This window comes from Streptomyces sp. NPDC028368, assembly GCF_055565615.1.
The window spans coordinates 1-12,812 of the sequence record NZ_JBVHTY010000018.1; the positions used below are offsets into that span (position 1 = coordinate 1).

The window sequence follows — 12,812 nt, forward strand, 5'->3', positions numbered from 1 at the left end:
GGTAAGACCCTGGTCGAGCTGTTCGGTCTGGCGCGTGAGCTCAACATCGACGCCGAGGGCATCGACATGGGCCCGTCCCCGACGGACGCCGCCCTGGCCGCCGACCTGGCGCTGCCGATCGAGGAGCTGGAGCTCACGGTCCGCTCCTACAACTGCCTCAAGCGTGAGGGCATCCACTCCGTGGGTGAGCTCGTGGCGCGCTCCGAGGCCGACCTGCTCGACATCCGTAACTTCGGTGCGAAGTCGATCGACGAGGTCAAGGCGAAGCTGGCCGGCATGGGCCTGGCGCTCAAGGACAGCCCGCCCGGATTCGACCCGACCGCCGCCGCCGACGCCTTCGGCGCCGACGACGACGCGGACGCCGGGTTCGTGGAGACCGAGCAGTACTGAGTTCGTCCGGCTGGGGTCCGGGGCCACGCCCCGGGCCCCAGCCGTGTGAAAACTTCCGCGGGGCGGCCGCCTCGTGGGAACTGACACCGGTACCTGATACGGCCGGTGCAGCAATGAAGGAGATACACCATGCCGAAGCCCGCCAAGGGTGCCCGTCTGGGCGGCAGCGCTGCGCACGAGCGTCTGATGCTGCGCAACCTGGCCACCGCGCTGTTCGAGCACGGCCGCATCACGACGACCGAGGCCAAGGCCCGTCGTCTGCGTCCGTACGCCGAGCGTCTGGTGACCAAGGCGAAGAAGGCGGACCTGCACAACCGCCGCCAGGTCATGCAGCTGATCTCGGACAAGAGCGTCGTCCACACGCTCTTCACCGAGATCGCCCCGCGGTTCGAGAACCGTCCGGGTGGCTACACCCGCATCACCAAGATCGGTAACCGCCGTGGCGACAACGCGCCCATGGCCGTCATCGAGCTGGTGGAGGCGCTGACCGTGGCCCAGCAGGCCACCGGTGAGGCCGAGGCGGCGACGAAGCGTGCCGCCAAGGACGCCGAGGCGAAGGCCGCTGAGGCCACCGAGGCTCCGGCCGAGGAGTCGAAGGACGCCTGAGGCGCCGGACGACTGTGAGCGGGTCCGTTCCCTTCGGGGGCGGGCCCGCTTCGCGTTGCCGCAGGGTGAGGGAGGATTGCTGGCGTGAGTGATGAGGTAGAGCCCGGTTTCGTACGGGTGCGGATGGACCTGTCGTACGACGGCAGGGAATTCTCCGGCTGGGCCAAGCAGGCCGGCGGCCGGCGGACCGTTCAGGCGGAGATCGAGGATGCGCTGCGGACGGTGACGCGGTCGGGTGAGACATATGAGCTCACCGTCGCGGGGCGGACGGATGCGGGGGTGCATGCGCGGGGGCAGGTGGCGCATGTGGATCTGCCGGCGGAGGTGTGGGCCGAGCATCAGGACAAGCTGTTGCGGCGGCTGGCCGGGCGGTTGCCGAAGGATGTGCGGGTGTGGCGGCTGGCGGAGGCGGCGTACGGGTTCAACGCGCGCTTCTCGGCGATCTGGCGGCGGTACGCGTACCGGGTGACCGATCACCATGGTGGCGTTGACCCGCTGCTGCGGGGCCATGTGCTCTGGCACGACTGGGAGTTGGACGTCGACGCGATGAACGCCGCGTCGCGGCCGCTGCTGGGGGAGCACGACTTCGCGGCGTACTGCAAGCGGCGCGAGGGCGCGACGACGATTCGTACGCTGCAGGAGCTGAGCTGGGTGCGGGGGGCGGACGGGATCATCACCGCGACCGTCAGGGCCGATGCGTTCTGTCACAACATGGTGCGGTCGCTGGTCGGCGCGATGCTGTTCGTCGGTGACGGGCACCGGCCGGTGGAGTGGCCCGGAAAGGTGCTGGCGGCGGGCGTGCGGGACTCCGCGGTGCATGTGGTGCGGCCGCACGGGCTGACGCTGGAAGAGGTCGGCTATCCGGCGGACGAGCTGCTCATGGCCCGTAACAAGGAGGCCAGGAACAAGCGGTCGCTGCCCGGGGCCGGCTGCTGCTGAGGGTGCTTGACGGTGGCGCCGCCGGGCCGGGCGGCGCCACCGTGGGCGTCAGGACTGCTGCTGCGCCTTGCGGCGGGCTTCCTTGGCCTGCTCCTCGGCGGCCTTCTGGGCCTGGTCCTTGCCGCGCTGGGTGATCCGGGTGAAGGCGTACGAGCCGCCGTCCCGGCCGATCTGCCGGGCCTTGGTCTCGGCGGTATCGGTCGCCTTGCCGTTGTTGTAGCCGGCGATGGTGAAGTAGGCGTAGCGGCCGGTGGTGTTGGCCGTCGTACGGCACCGGGTGGCCTGGCAGAACGTGGACGGGACACCGCCGCCGGCGAGCGGGGCGATGTTGCCTCCCTTCCACTGGTTCATGACCTTGGTGGCCTTGGCCGGGGAGGCGAAGACCGCGACGCCGACCGTGGTGGAGACGCCGCCCTTGGAGTAGGTGGCGCGCAGCAGCTTGGTGCAGCCGTTGTGGGCGAGCAGGGAGCCGAGCGCGCCCTGGGTGGCGGAGGTGCAGTCACCGGTGGTGGAGGTGCTCGTCCGCGGGTAGCTGTGCTCGCCGATGACCATGGTCTTGTCGGGGAAGAGCGTGGCGGGGGTGAGCGGGGCCTTGTCCTTCTTGGGGTCGGTGATGTAGTCCCGCGGATTCGGCGGCGGCGGCAGCGAGACGTCGGGGAAGGACGGCTTGTCGTCCGGCTCGGTGACCTGGCCCGATGCCGTGGGCTGGGCCGTCGGCTTGCCGTCCGCCGAGCCGCCGCCGCTGTTGACGACGGCGGCGGTGACGATGCCGGCCACCGCGAGCGCGGCGAGCGCGCCGCCGCCGATCACCATCCAGCGTTTACGACGGCCGGCCGCCTCGCTCTCTGTGGCGAGCGCGTCCCAGTCCGGAGTACCCGATCCCCCGGGGCCGTCGAACGGCCCTCCTTGCCCAAAGCTCATGCCGCGCATCCTAACGACCCGTAGGGCACGGGAAGGCGGCGCTCCGGTGGCCCTTTCATAAACCGATTGGTGGAATACGCGGCGGGCCGTGACAATCCAGCCCATGGGACATCTGGAAGCCGGGCATCTCGAGTACTACCTGCCGGACGGGAGGGCCCTGCTGGGGGATGTCTCCTTCCGGGTGGGGGAAGGGGCCTCGGTCGCGCTGGTGGGCGCCAACGGTGCCGGGAAGACGACGCTGCTGCGACTGATCGCGGGGGAGCTGCAGCCGCACGGCGGGGCGGTGACGGTCAGCGGGGGGCTGGGCGTGATGCCGCAGTTCGTCGGGTCGGTACGGGACGACCGTACGGTGCGTGACCTGCTGGTCTCCGTAGCGCAGCCGCGGATCCGGGAGGCGGCCGCGGCGGTCGACGCGGCCGAGCTCGCGCTGATGACCGCCGATGACGACGAAGCCGCGCAGATGGCTTATGCGCAGGCGCTCAGCGACTGGGCGGAGGCGCGCGGGTACGAGGCCGAGACGGCCTGGGACATGTGCACGACGGCGGCGCTGGGGGTGCCGTACGAGAAGGCGCAGTGGCGGCAGGTGCGCACGCTCTCCGGGGGCGAGCAGAAGCGGCTGGTGCTGGAGTCGCTGCTGCGCGGCACGGACGAGGTGCTGCTGCTGGACGAGCCGGACAACTATCTGGACGTGCCGGGCAAACGGTGGCTGGAGGAGCAGCTGCGGGAGACCCGTAAGACGGTGCTGTTCGTCTCGCACGACCGGGAGCTGCTGTCCTGCGCCGCGGAGAAGATCATCAGCGTCGAGCCGGGGCCGGCGGGGTCCGACGTCTGGGTGCACGGCGGCGGCTTCGGCACGTACCACGAGGCCCGCAAGGAACGCTTCGCCCGCTTCGAGGAGCTGCGGCGGCGCTGGGACGAGAAGCACGCCCAGCTCAAGAAGCTGGTGATCTCACTGCGGCAGGCGGCGTCGGTCAGCCATGAGATGGCCTCGCGCTACGCCGCCGCGCAGACCCGGTTGCGGAAGTTCGAGGAGGCCGGGCCGCCGCCCGAGCCGCCGCGCGAGCAGGAGATCACGATGCGGCTGCGCGGCGGGCGCACCGGCGTACGGGCGATCACCTGCGAGGGCCTGGAGCTGACCGGGCTGATGCGCCCGTTCGACCTGGAGGTCTTCTACGGCGAGCGGGTGGCCGTACTGGGATCGAACGGTTCCGGGAAGTCGCACTTCCTGCGGCTGCTGGCGGGGGAGTCCGTGGCGCATGCCGGGCAGTGGAAGCTGGGTGCCCGCGTCGTCCCCGGCCATTTCGCGCAGACCCATGCCCACCCCGAGCTGATGGGCCGCACCCTGCTCGACATCCTGTGGACCGAGCACGCCAAGAACAAGGGCCAGGCGATGTCCGCGCTGCGCCGCTACGAGCTGGAGAAGCAGGCCGAGCAGCGCTTCGAGCGGCTGTCGGGCGGGCAGCAGGCCCGCTTCCAGATCCTGCTGCTGGAGCTGTCCGGCACGACGGCGCTGTTCCTGGACGAGCCGACCGACAACCTGGACCTGGAGTCGGCAGAGGCGCTGCAGGAGGGGCTGGAGGCATACGAGGGGACGGTGCTGGCGGTGACGCACGACCGGTGGTTCGCGAAGTCCTTCGACCGGTACCTGGTCTTCGGGTCGGACGGTGTGGTGCGGGAGACCGCGGAGCCGGTGTGGGACGAGCGACGGGTGGAGCGCGAGCGGTAAGGGGGACCGCGGTCGTACGCTGGTTCGGGGTGCGTTTTGACCCCACCGGTGCCGGGCCGGTATTCTGCCAGTTCGTTATGCGTATTGGCTTGCTCTATCTCACGTGAGGGGCCCTTACGCCGGTCCACCGGACCGATGACCAGCGGCGGACGATCGGGTTGCGTCACCCGTAGTGCCGCCCTGCTGTGTGATCAGTTCGGGTGACCAGTACAGGACCCTTCCCCAGGGTCTTCATGGCCAGGGGATACCCAACTCACGAAGCGAAGGCTAAGACGTGCGTACGTACAGCCCCAAGCCCGGCGATGTTCAGCGCCAGTGGCACATCATTGACGCGCAGGACGTTGTCCTGGGCCGTCTGGCCTCTCAGGCCGCGTCCCTCCTGCGGGGCAAGCACAAGCCGGTTTACGCGCCTCACGTTGACACCGGTGACTTCGTCATCATCATCAACGCCGACAAGGTGCACCTGTCCGGCAACAAGCGGACCCAGAAGCTGGCCTACCGCCACTCCGGTTTCCCGGGTGGTCTGCGCTCGGTCCGTTACGACGAGCTGCTGGACAAGAACCCCGAGAAGGCCGTCGAGAAGGCCATCAAGGGCATGCTCCCCAAGAACACCCTCGGCCGTCAGATGCTCTCGAAGCTGAAGGTCTACGCGGGCGCCGAGCACCCGCACGCTGCGCAGCAGCCGGTCCCGTTCGAGATCACCCAGGTCGCGCAGTAAGTCCGGCCACCCCCTAAGACGACAGAGAATCTGAGGAGCATCGTGGCCGAGACCACCGCCGAGACCCCCGTCATCGAAGAAGAGACGGCCGTCGAGGAGTACACCACCGAGACCGAGGTCGTGGAGTCGGAGTACACCTCCGAGTCCCTCGCCTCCCGCTTCGGCGACCCGCAGCCGGCCGCCGGCCTGGGCCGTCGCAAGAACGCCATTGCCCGCGTCCGGATCGTTCCGGGCACCGGCCAGTGGAAGATCAACGGTCGCACCCTTGAGGGCTACTTCCCCAACAAGGTGCACCAGCAGGAAGTCAACGAGCCCTTCAAGGTGCTCGAGCTCGACAACCGCTACGACGTTGTCGCTCGCATCTCCGGCGGCGGCATCTCCGGCCAGGCCGGTGCGCTGCGTCTGGGTGTCGCCCGTGCGCTGAACGAGGCGGACGTGGACAACAACCGCGCCCCGCTGAAGAAGGCCGGATTCCTCAAGCGTGACGACCGTGCGGTCGAGCGCAAGAAGGCCGGTCTGAAGAAGGCCCGTAAGGCGCCGCAGTACAGCAAGCGCTAATCGCGCCCGCTGCATCATGCAGCACTTGGCGAACGCCCCGGTGGCACTTCCGTGCTGCCGGGGCGTTCGGCTATCCGGGACCGGACGCGTATACCTGAGGCCAGGGGCGTGTACCTGATCTGTAAATGTGTACGTATACCTGGACGTAAGGCTCTGGTCCAAGCTCAGACACTCGGAGGACACCAGTGGGACGACTCTTCGGCACGGACGGTGTGCGCGGCGTCGCCAATGCGGACCTGACGGCGGAGCTCGCGCTCGGTCTGTCGGTCGCCGCGGCGCATGTGCTTGCGGAAGCCGGCACCTTCGAAGGGCATCGGCCCGTGGCGGTCGTCGGACGCGATCCACGGGCGTCCGGGGAGTTCCTGGAGGCCGCGGTCGTCGCCGGGCTGGCCAGCGCCGGTGTGGACGTCCTGCGGGTGGGCGTGCTCCCGACCCCGGCGGTCGCGTATCTGACCGGCTCGCTCGGCGCGGATCTCGGCGTGATGCTCTCCGCCAGCCACAACCCGATGCCCGACAACGGCATCAAGTTCTTCGCCCGCGGCGGCCACAAGCTCGCCGACGAGCTGGAGGACCGTATCGAGCGGACCTACCGCGCACACCGCACTGGCGAGCCGTGGGAGCGGCCGACCGGTGACGGCGTGGGGCGGGTCACCGTCTACGACGAGGGCTTCGACAACTACGTCGCGCATCTCGTCGGCGTCCTGCCCAACCGTCTGGACGGGCTGAAGATCGTCATCGACGGCGCGCACGGCGCGGCGGCACGGGTCTCGCCCGAGGCGTTCGCGCGGGCCGGCGCAGACATCATCACCATCGGCACCGACCCCGACGGCCTGAACATCAACGACGGCTGCGGCTCCACGCACCTGTCGCTGCTGCGCGCGGCGGTCGTCGAGCACGGTGCCGACCTGGGTGTCGCGCACGACGGCGACGCGGACCGCTGCCTGGCCGTGGACGGCGACGGCAACGAGGTCGACGGCGACCAGATCCTGGCCGTCCTCGCGCTCGGTATGCGCGACGCGGGGGCGCTGCGCGAGAACACCGTCGTCGCCACCGTCATGTCCAACCTGGGCTTCAAGCTGGCCATGGAGCGCGAGGGCATCGAGTTCGTCCAGACGGCGGTCGGCGACCGTTACGTCCTGGAGGAGATGAAGGCGCACGGCTTCGCGCTGGGCGGTGAGCAGTCCGGGCACGTCATCGTGCTGGACCACGCCACGACCGGTGACGGCACGCTGACCGGCCTGATGCTGGCGGCGCGGGTCGCCGCCACCGGCCGTTCGCTCGCCGACCTGGCCGGCGTCATGGAGCGCCTGCCGCAGATCCTCATCAACGTCCCCGACGTCGACAAGTCCCGCGTCGCCACCTCGCCCGAGCTGACCGCCGCGGTCGGCGAGGCGGAGCGCGACCTGGGCGTCACCGGCCGCGTACTGCTCCGTCCGTCCGGCACCGAGCCGCTCGTACGGGTGATGGTCGAGGCCGCCGACATCGAGCAGGCGCGAGCCGTGGCCGGACGGCTCGCGGATGTGGTCAAGTCCGCGCTGGGATAGGCGAGTTGACGTAGCCGGCAGACGGGCCGGTTCAGTGGCGGGCACCAGGGCCCGTACCGCGCGGCGGCAACGCCGGCGCCGTACGGTGCCTGGTGCCCGTACTTCGTTGCCCTAGAGCTTGCGCAGCGACAGGCGCTGCACCTTGTGGTCGGGCCCCTTGCGCAGCACCAGGTTGGCGCGGCCGCGGGTCGGGGCGACGTTCTGCTGGAGGTTGGGCTTGTTGATGGTGCGCCACATCATCCGGGCGTAGTCCAGCGCCTCGTCCTCGGAGACCTGGGTGTACTTGCGGAAGTAGGAGAACGGGTTCTGGAAGGCGGTCTCGCGCAGCTTGCGGAACCGGCCCAGGTACCACTTCTCGATGTCTTCCGTGCGTGCGTCCACGTAGACGGAGAAGTCGAAGAAGTCGGCGAGTCCGAGCCGGGTGCGGCCGTCCTTGCCGGGGAGGGCCGGCTGCAGCACGTTCAGCCCCTCGACGATGAGGATGTCCGGGCGGTGCACGGTCAGCCGTTCGGCCGGCACGATGTCGTAGATGAGGTGGGAGTAGACCGGTGCGGTCACCTCCGCCTTCCCCGACTTCACATCCGCCACGAAGCGGGTCAGCGCCCGGCGGTCGTACGACTCCGGGAAGCCCTTACGGGACATCAGGCCGCGCCGGTGCAGTTCCGCGTTCGGGAAGAGGAACCCGTCGGTGGTCACCAGCTCGACCCGTGGATGCTCGGGCCAGCGGGCCAGCAGGGCCTGCAGCAGCCGCGCGGTGGTGGACTTGCCGACCGCCACACTGCCCGCGACCCCTATGACGAACGGGGTTCCGGGCTGGGCGCCTTGGCCGCCGCCCGCATCGCCCAGAAAGGTGTTCAGGGCGCCGCGCAGGTTGCTGGTCGCGCCGACGTAGAGGTTGAGGAGGCGGGAGAGCGGGAGGTAGACATCGCGGACCTCGTCCAGGTCGATGACATCGCCCAGGCCGCGCAGCCGTTCGACCTCATCGGCCGTCAGGGGCAGCGGGGTCTTCTCCCGCAGGGCACTCCACTGAGCGCGCGTCAGATCGACGTACGGGGAACTGTCGCGGCGTCGTTGCTGCGGATCCGTCGTGAGGGGCACGCGCCCATTGTGCGCAGCCGCGCCGGACGGCTCCTCTCGGGGGGCCGCATCGGGGCGTCGCGGCGGAGTTGGGGGTGGTTCGTCCTGAGCGTCTGTACCTGGTGGATATTGGCCGGTACGGTCGGCGACGGGCCGAAGGATGAGACAGGTGAGACAGGGGGTGGGCGTGCGAGCGCGCCTGTGGGGACTGCTGCGCCGGCAAGCCGATGAGGAGCGCCAGGCGGGCGCGGCGGACGAGATCCCCGCGCCGGACTTCGCCGCCCGCGTGCGCGCGGAGCTGGCCGAGGACCTGCCCGAGGACGATCTGAGCGAGGACCTCGCCGACATCCTGGCGACCTACGAACGGGGCAGCAGGCCCGGTACGGACGAGGATGAGGACGAGGAGTTCCTGGAGACGGTGCGGGAGGCGCTGGAGAGGATAGAGCGGGGGTATTGAGGGGCGGCAGGGGGACCCGGGGGGCCTTGACCAGGCCGCGCCCCGAGCCCGAGGGCGGCCGGTGGCCCTTTCTGCGGGCCATACGGAGGTTCGGTGCGGCGTGCGTCGTAGGCTGCCCTCATGTGCGGAATCGTGGGCTATGTGGGCGGGCAGTCCGCCCTTGATGTTGTGGTGGCGGGCCTGAAGCGGCTGGAGTACCGCGGATATGACTCCGCGGGGGTTGCCGTACTGGCCGATGGGGGACTGGCGGCGGCGAAGAAGGCGGGGAAGCTGGCCAACCTGGAGAAGGAGCTGGCGGACCGGCCGCTGCCCACGGGGACGACGGGGATCGGGCATACGCGGTGGGCCACGCACGGTGGGCCGACGGATGAGAATGCGCATCCGCATCTGGACAACGCGGGGCGGGTATCCGTCGTGCACAACGGGATCATCGAGAACTTTGCCGCGCTGCGGGCCGAACTCACCGACCGGGGACATGAGTTGGTGTCCGAGACGGATACCGAGGTCGTCGCGCATCTGATTGCCGAGGCCTATTCGTCGTGCGGTGAACTGCCGGAGTCGATGCGGCAGGTGTGCCGGCGGCTCGAGGGGGCGTTCACGCTGGTTGCGGTGCATGCGGATGCGCCGGATCTGGTGGTGGGGGCGCGTCGTAATTCGCCGTTGGTGGTGGGGATCGGCGAGGACGAGGCGTTCCTCGCGTCGGATGTGGCGGCGTTCATCGCGCATACCCGGGAGGCCATCGAGCTCGGCCAGGACCAGGTCGTCGAGCTGCGCCGGGACGGTGTCACGGTCACGGACTTCGAGGGGGCGCCGGCGCCGGTGCGGGCGTATCACGTCGACTGGGACGTGTCGGCCGCCGAGAAGGACGGCTACGACTACTTCATGCTGAAGGAGATCGCGGAGCAGCCCAAGGCCGTCGCCGATACGTTGCTGGGGCGGATCGACGGTTCGGGGGTGCTGTCCCTCGACGAGGTGCGGATTCCCGAGGAAGTGCTGCGCGAGGTCGACAAGGTCGTCATTGTGGCGTGCGGGACGGCCTATCACGCGGGGATGATCGCCAAGTACGCCATCGAGCACTGGACGCGCGTTCCTTGCGAGACGGAATTGGCGAGCGAATTCCGGTACCGGGACCCGATTCTGGACCGGCGGACGCTGGTTATCGCCATCAGCCAGTCCGGCGAGACGATGGATACGCTGATGGCGTTGCGGCATGCGCGGGAGCAGGGCGCCAAAGTGCTCGCCATCTGCAATACGAATGGGTCGACGATTCCACGGGAATCGGATGCGGTGTTGTATACGCATGCCGGGCCCGAGGTGGCGGTGGCGTCGACGAAGGCGTTTTTGACGCAGTTGGTGGCGTGCTATCTCGTCGCGCTGTATCTCGCGCAGGTGCGGGGGACCAAGTGGGGGGATGAGATCCAGGACGTGGTGCGCGAGCTGGCGGCCATGGGGACCCAGGTGCAGCGGGTGCTGGGGACGATGGAGCCGGTGCGGGAGCTGGCGCGTGGGCTGGCCGACAAGAACACCGTGCTGTTCCTCGGGCGGCATGTCGGGTATCCGGTGGCGCTGGAAGGCGCGCTGAAGCTCAAAGAGCTCGCGTATATGCATGCGGAGGGATTCGCGGCGGGGGAGCTCAAGCACGGCCCGATCGCGTTGATCGAGAACGATGTGCCGGTGGTTGTGGTGGTGCCGTCGCCGCGTGGGCGGTCCGTACTGCACGACAAGATTGTGTCGAATATTCAGGAGATCCGGGCCCGTGGGGCGCGGACCATTGTGATTGCGGAGGAGGGTGACGAGGCGGTGGTGCCGTATGCCGATCACCTCGTACGGATTCCGCAGACACCGGTGCTGCTGCAGCCGCTGGTTTCCGCCGTGCCGTTGCAGGTTTTTGCGTGCGAGCTGGCCACGGCCCGCGGGAATGAGGTCGATCAGCCTCGTAACCTCGCCAAGTCGGTGACGGTGGAGTGATCCGGTGATCATTGGGGTTGGGATTGATGTGGCCGAGATCGAGCGGTTCGGGGCGGCGCTGGAGCGTACGCCGGAGCTGGCGCACCGGCTGTTCATCGAGACGGAGCTGACGCTGCCCAGCGGGGAGCGGCGGGGAACCGCCTCCCTGGCGGCGCGGTTCGCGGCCAAGGAGGCGGTGGCCAAGGCGCTGGGTGCGCCGGGCGGGCTGCACTGGACGGACGCGGAGGTGTACGTCGAGGACAGCGGGCGGCCGCGGCTGCGGGTGCGCGGCACGGTCGCGGCGCGGGCGGCGGAACTCGGGGTGCGGGCCTGGCATGTGTCGCTCAGTCATGACGCGGGCGTCGCCTCCGCGGTGGTGATCGCCGAGGGCTAGGGCCTGTCGGCCCTGCCTCGGCCGTGCGGCGGGGTCTCGCGTGTGGCGGGGCCCCCGCCGCCGCTCCGGTGTGAGACTGGCCCCATGAGGACTGCCTACAGCGTGGAGACCGTACGGGCCGCCGAGCGGGAGTTGATGGCGCGGCTGCCGGAGGGGGCCCTGATGCGGCGGGCGGCGGCCGGACTGGCCGTGGCCTGCGCGGAGTTGTTGGGGCGGGTGTCCGGCAGCCGGGTGACGCTGCTGGTGGGCAGTGGCGACAACGGCGGGGACGCGTTGTACGCGGGGGCGCGGCTGGCGCGGCGCGGCGCGGGGGTGGTCGCCGTACTGCTGTCGCCCGAGCGGGCGCATGCGGGGGGACTGGCCGCGCTGCGGGCGGCCGGCGGCCGGGTCTCGGACGATGCGCGGCGGGACGTGGCATGGGCCGATCTGGTGGTGGACGGGATCGTGGGGATCGGGGGCCGCGGCGGGCTGCGTCCGGCGGCCGCCCAACTCATCGGCCAGGCACGGGAGTCGGCGATCGTGGTGGCGGTCGATCTGCCCAGCGGTGTCGATGCCGACAGCGGCGAGGTGAGCGGGGACGCCGTGGACGCCGATGCGACGGTGACGTTCGGGGCGTACAAGCCGGGGTTGTTGATCGATCCGGCGCGGGAGCGGGCGGGGGCGCTGCGGCTGGTGGAGATCGGGCTCGAACTGCCGCGGGACGCCGAGGTGGAGGCGTTGCAGCATGCGGATGTGGCGGAGCTGCTGCCGCGTCCGGCGGCCGAGAGCGACAAGTACCGGCGGGGGGTGGTGGGCGTCGTCGCCGGGTCGGCGCGGTATCCGGGGGCGGCGGTGCTGGCGGTGGCCGGTGCCCTGCGGGGCGGGGCGGGCGCCGTGCGGTACGTCGGGCCGGCGGCGGACGCGGTGCTGGCGCGGTTCCCGGAGACGCTGGTGCACGCGGGGCCGCCGGACAAGGCGGGGCGGGTGCAGTCGTGGGTGATCGGGCCGGGCATCGGGGACGAGGCCGGCGCGCTGGAGGAGGTGCTGGCGGCAGAGGTGCCGGTGCTGGTGGATGCGGACGGTCTGCGGTTTCTGACGCCGGAGCGGGTGCGCTCCCGTACTGCCGGGACCCTGCTCACGCCGCACGCCGGGGAGGCCGCGGCGCTGCTGGGGCGGGGACGGGAGGAGATCGAGGCGGCGCGGCTGCGGTCCGTACGGGAGCTGGCCGGGCGGTACGGGGCGACGGTGCTGCTCAAGGGGTCGACGACGCTGGTCGCGGACGCGACCGGGCCGGTGCGGGTCAACGCCACCGGGACCGGCTGGCTCGCCACGGCGGGCAGCGGGGATGTGCTCTCGGGGGTGACGGGGTCGCTGCTGGCCGCCGGGCTGTCACCGCGCGACGCCGGGTCCGTGGGGGCGTATCTGCACGGGCTGGCGGCGCGTCGGGCGGCCGGGCCGCGCGGGGCGCCGATTCTGGCCACGGAGGTCGCCGACCACCTGGGCGACGCCTGGCGCGAGGTGGTGGACTGACACGAGAAGCGGGGCGCGCCGTTACG

General features: G+C 70.4%; 13 protein-coding genes. 11 read left to right on the forward strand and 2 right to left on the reverse strand.

Going from position 1 to position 12,812, the window contains the following annotated elements; all coding sequences use genetic code 11:
- From ACZ4S3_RS32600 to truA, 3 genes are all read left to right on the forward strand, one after another.
- Positions 1-390 (forward strand): DNA-directed RNA polymerase subunit alpha C-terminal domain-containing protein (locus ACZ4S3_RS32600; RefSeq protein ID WP_302832661.1); only part of this gene is annotated, 390 nt, incomplete at its 5' end.
- A 129-nt stretch (positions 391-519) separates the two neighbouring features.
- Positions 520-996, forward strand: a complete 477-nt coding sequence (gene rplQ / locus ACZ4S3_RS32605) for a 50S ribosomal protein L17 (RefSeq protein ID WP_467940796.1) — start codon at positions 520-522, stop codon at positions 994-996.
- Positions 997-1,080: 84 nt separating this feature from the next.
- Entirely contained in the window at positions 1,081-1,935 is an 855-nt protein-coding gene (truA, locus tag ACZ4S3_RS32610; RefSeq protein ID WP_467940798.1) for a tRNA pseudouridine(38-40) synthase TruA, read from the forward strand.
- A 48-nt stretch (positions 1,936-1,983) separates the two neighbouring features.
- Here the strand turns inward: truA and ACZ4S3_RS32615 are convergent, their stop codons facing one another.
- Complete coding sequence (locus tag ACZ4S3_RS32615; RefSeq protein ID WP_467940800.1) at positions 1,984-2,856, reverse strand: hypothetical protein; 873 nt, start codon at positions 2,854-2,856, stop codon at positions 1,984-1,986.
- 103 nt (positions 2,857-2,959) lie between these two features.
- Here ACZ4S3_RS32615 and ACZ4S3_RS32620 point away from each other — a divergent pair, with 103 nt between their 5' ends.
- The 4 genes from ACZ4S3_RS32620 to glmM all read left to right on the forward strand — a co-directional run bounded on the left by ACZ4S3_RS32620 (position 2,960) and on the right by glmM (position 7,402).
- Positions 2,960-4,582 carry an ABC-F family ATP-binding cassette domain-containing protein gene (locus ACZ4S3_RS32620; RefSeq protein ID WP_467940802.1) on the forward strand — a complete coding sequence of 541 codons (1,623 nt, stop codon included), beginning with the start codon at positions 2,960-2,962 and terminating at the stop codon, positions 4,580-4,582.
- Between the two features lie 274 nt (positions 4,583-4,856).
- Positions 4,857-5,300, forward strand: coding sequence for a 50S ribosomal protein L13 (rplM, locus tag ACZ4S3_RS32625; protein WP_467940804.1), 444 nt, complete (start codon positions 4,857-4,859; stop codon positions 5,298-5,300).
- A gap of 42 nt (positions 5,301-5,342) precedes the next feature.
- Positions 5,343-5,858, forward strand: coding sequence for a 30S ribosomal protein S9 (gene rpsI / locus ACZ4S3_RS32630; RefSeq protein WP_467940806.1), 516 nt, complete (start codon positions 5,343-5,345; stop codon positions 5,856-5,858).
- Between the two features lie 185 nt (positions 5,859-6,043).
- Entirely contained in the window at positions 6,044-7,402 is a 1,359-nt protein-coding gene (gene glmM / locus ACZ4S3_RS32635; protein WP_467940808.1) for a phosphoglucosamine mutase, read from the forward strand.
- A gap of 111 nt (positions 7,403-7,513) precedes the next feature.
- Here the strand turns inward: glmM and coaA are convergent, their stop codons facing one another.
- Positions 7,514-8,500: a type I pantothenate kinase gene (gene coaA / locus ACZ4S3_RS32640; RefSeq protein ID WP_467940810.1), complete on the reverse strand. Its 987-nt coding sequence runs from the start codon at positions 8,498-8,500 to the stop codon at positions 7,514-7,516.
- Between the two features lie 148 nt (positions 8,501-8,648).
- Between coaA and ACZ4S3_RS32645 the strand changes: the two genes are divergently transcribed.
- The 4 genes from ACZ4S3_RS32645 (at position 8,649) to ACZ4S3_RS32660 (ending at position 12,786) form a co-directional block, all read left to right on the forward strand.
- The gene (locus ACZ4S3_RS32645; protein WP_467940812.1) at positions 8,649-8,936 is read left to right on the forward strand and encodes a hypothetical protein; all 288 of its coding nucleotides are present in this window, start codon (positions 8,649-8,651) and stop codon (positions 8,934-8,936) included.
- A gap of 120 nt (positions 8,937-9,056) precedes the next feature.
- On the forward strand, positions 9,057-10,904 hold the full coding sequence (glmS, locus tag ACZ4S3_RS32650) for a glutamine--fructose-6-phosphate transaminase (isomerizing) (protein ID WP_467940814.1): 1,848 nt from the start codon (positions 9,057-9,059) through the stop codon (positions 10,902-10,904).
- A 4-nt stretch (positions 10,905-10,908) separates the two neighbouring features.
- The gene (locus tag ACZ4S3_RS32655; protein ID WP_467940816.1) at positions 10,909-11,277 is read left to right on the forward strand and encodes a holo-ACP synthase; all 369 of its coding nucleotides are present in this window, start codon (positions 10,909-10,911) and stop codon (positions 11,275-11,277) included.
- 84 nt (positions 11,278-11,361) lie between these two features.
- Positions 11,362-12,786: an NAD(P)H-hydrate dehydratase gene (locus ACZ4S3_RS32660; protein ID WP_467940818.1), complete on the forward strand. Its 1,425-nt coding sequence runs from the start codon at positions 11,362-11,364 to the stop codon at positions 12,784-12,786.
- Positions 12,787-12,812 lie beyond the last annotated feature (26 nt).

Bases quoted from the DNA above. Each gene is read 5' to 3' on its own strand.
- ACZ4S3_RS32660 (WP_467940818.1), top strand. From the start codon at position 11,362: ATGAGGACTGCCTACAGCGTGGAGACCGTACGGGCCGCCGAGCGGGAG.
- ACZ4S3_RS32620 (WP_467940802.1), top strand. From the start codon at position 2,960: ATGGGACATCTGGAAGCCGGGCATCTCGAGTACTACCTGCCGGACGGG.
- rplQ (WP_467940796.1), top strand. From the start codon at position 520: ATGCCGAAGCCCGCCAAGGGTGCCCGTCTGGGCGGCAGCGCTGCGCAC.
- ACZ4S3_RS32615 (WP_467940800.1), bottom strand. From the start codon at position 2,856: ATGAGCTTTGGGCAAGGAGGGCCGTTCGACGGCCCCGGGGGATCGGGT.
- glmS (WP_467940814.1), top strand. From the start codon at position 9,057: ATGTGCGGAATCGTGGGCTATGTGGGCGGGCAGTCCGCCCTTGATGTT.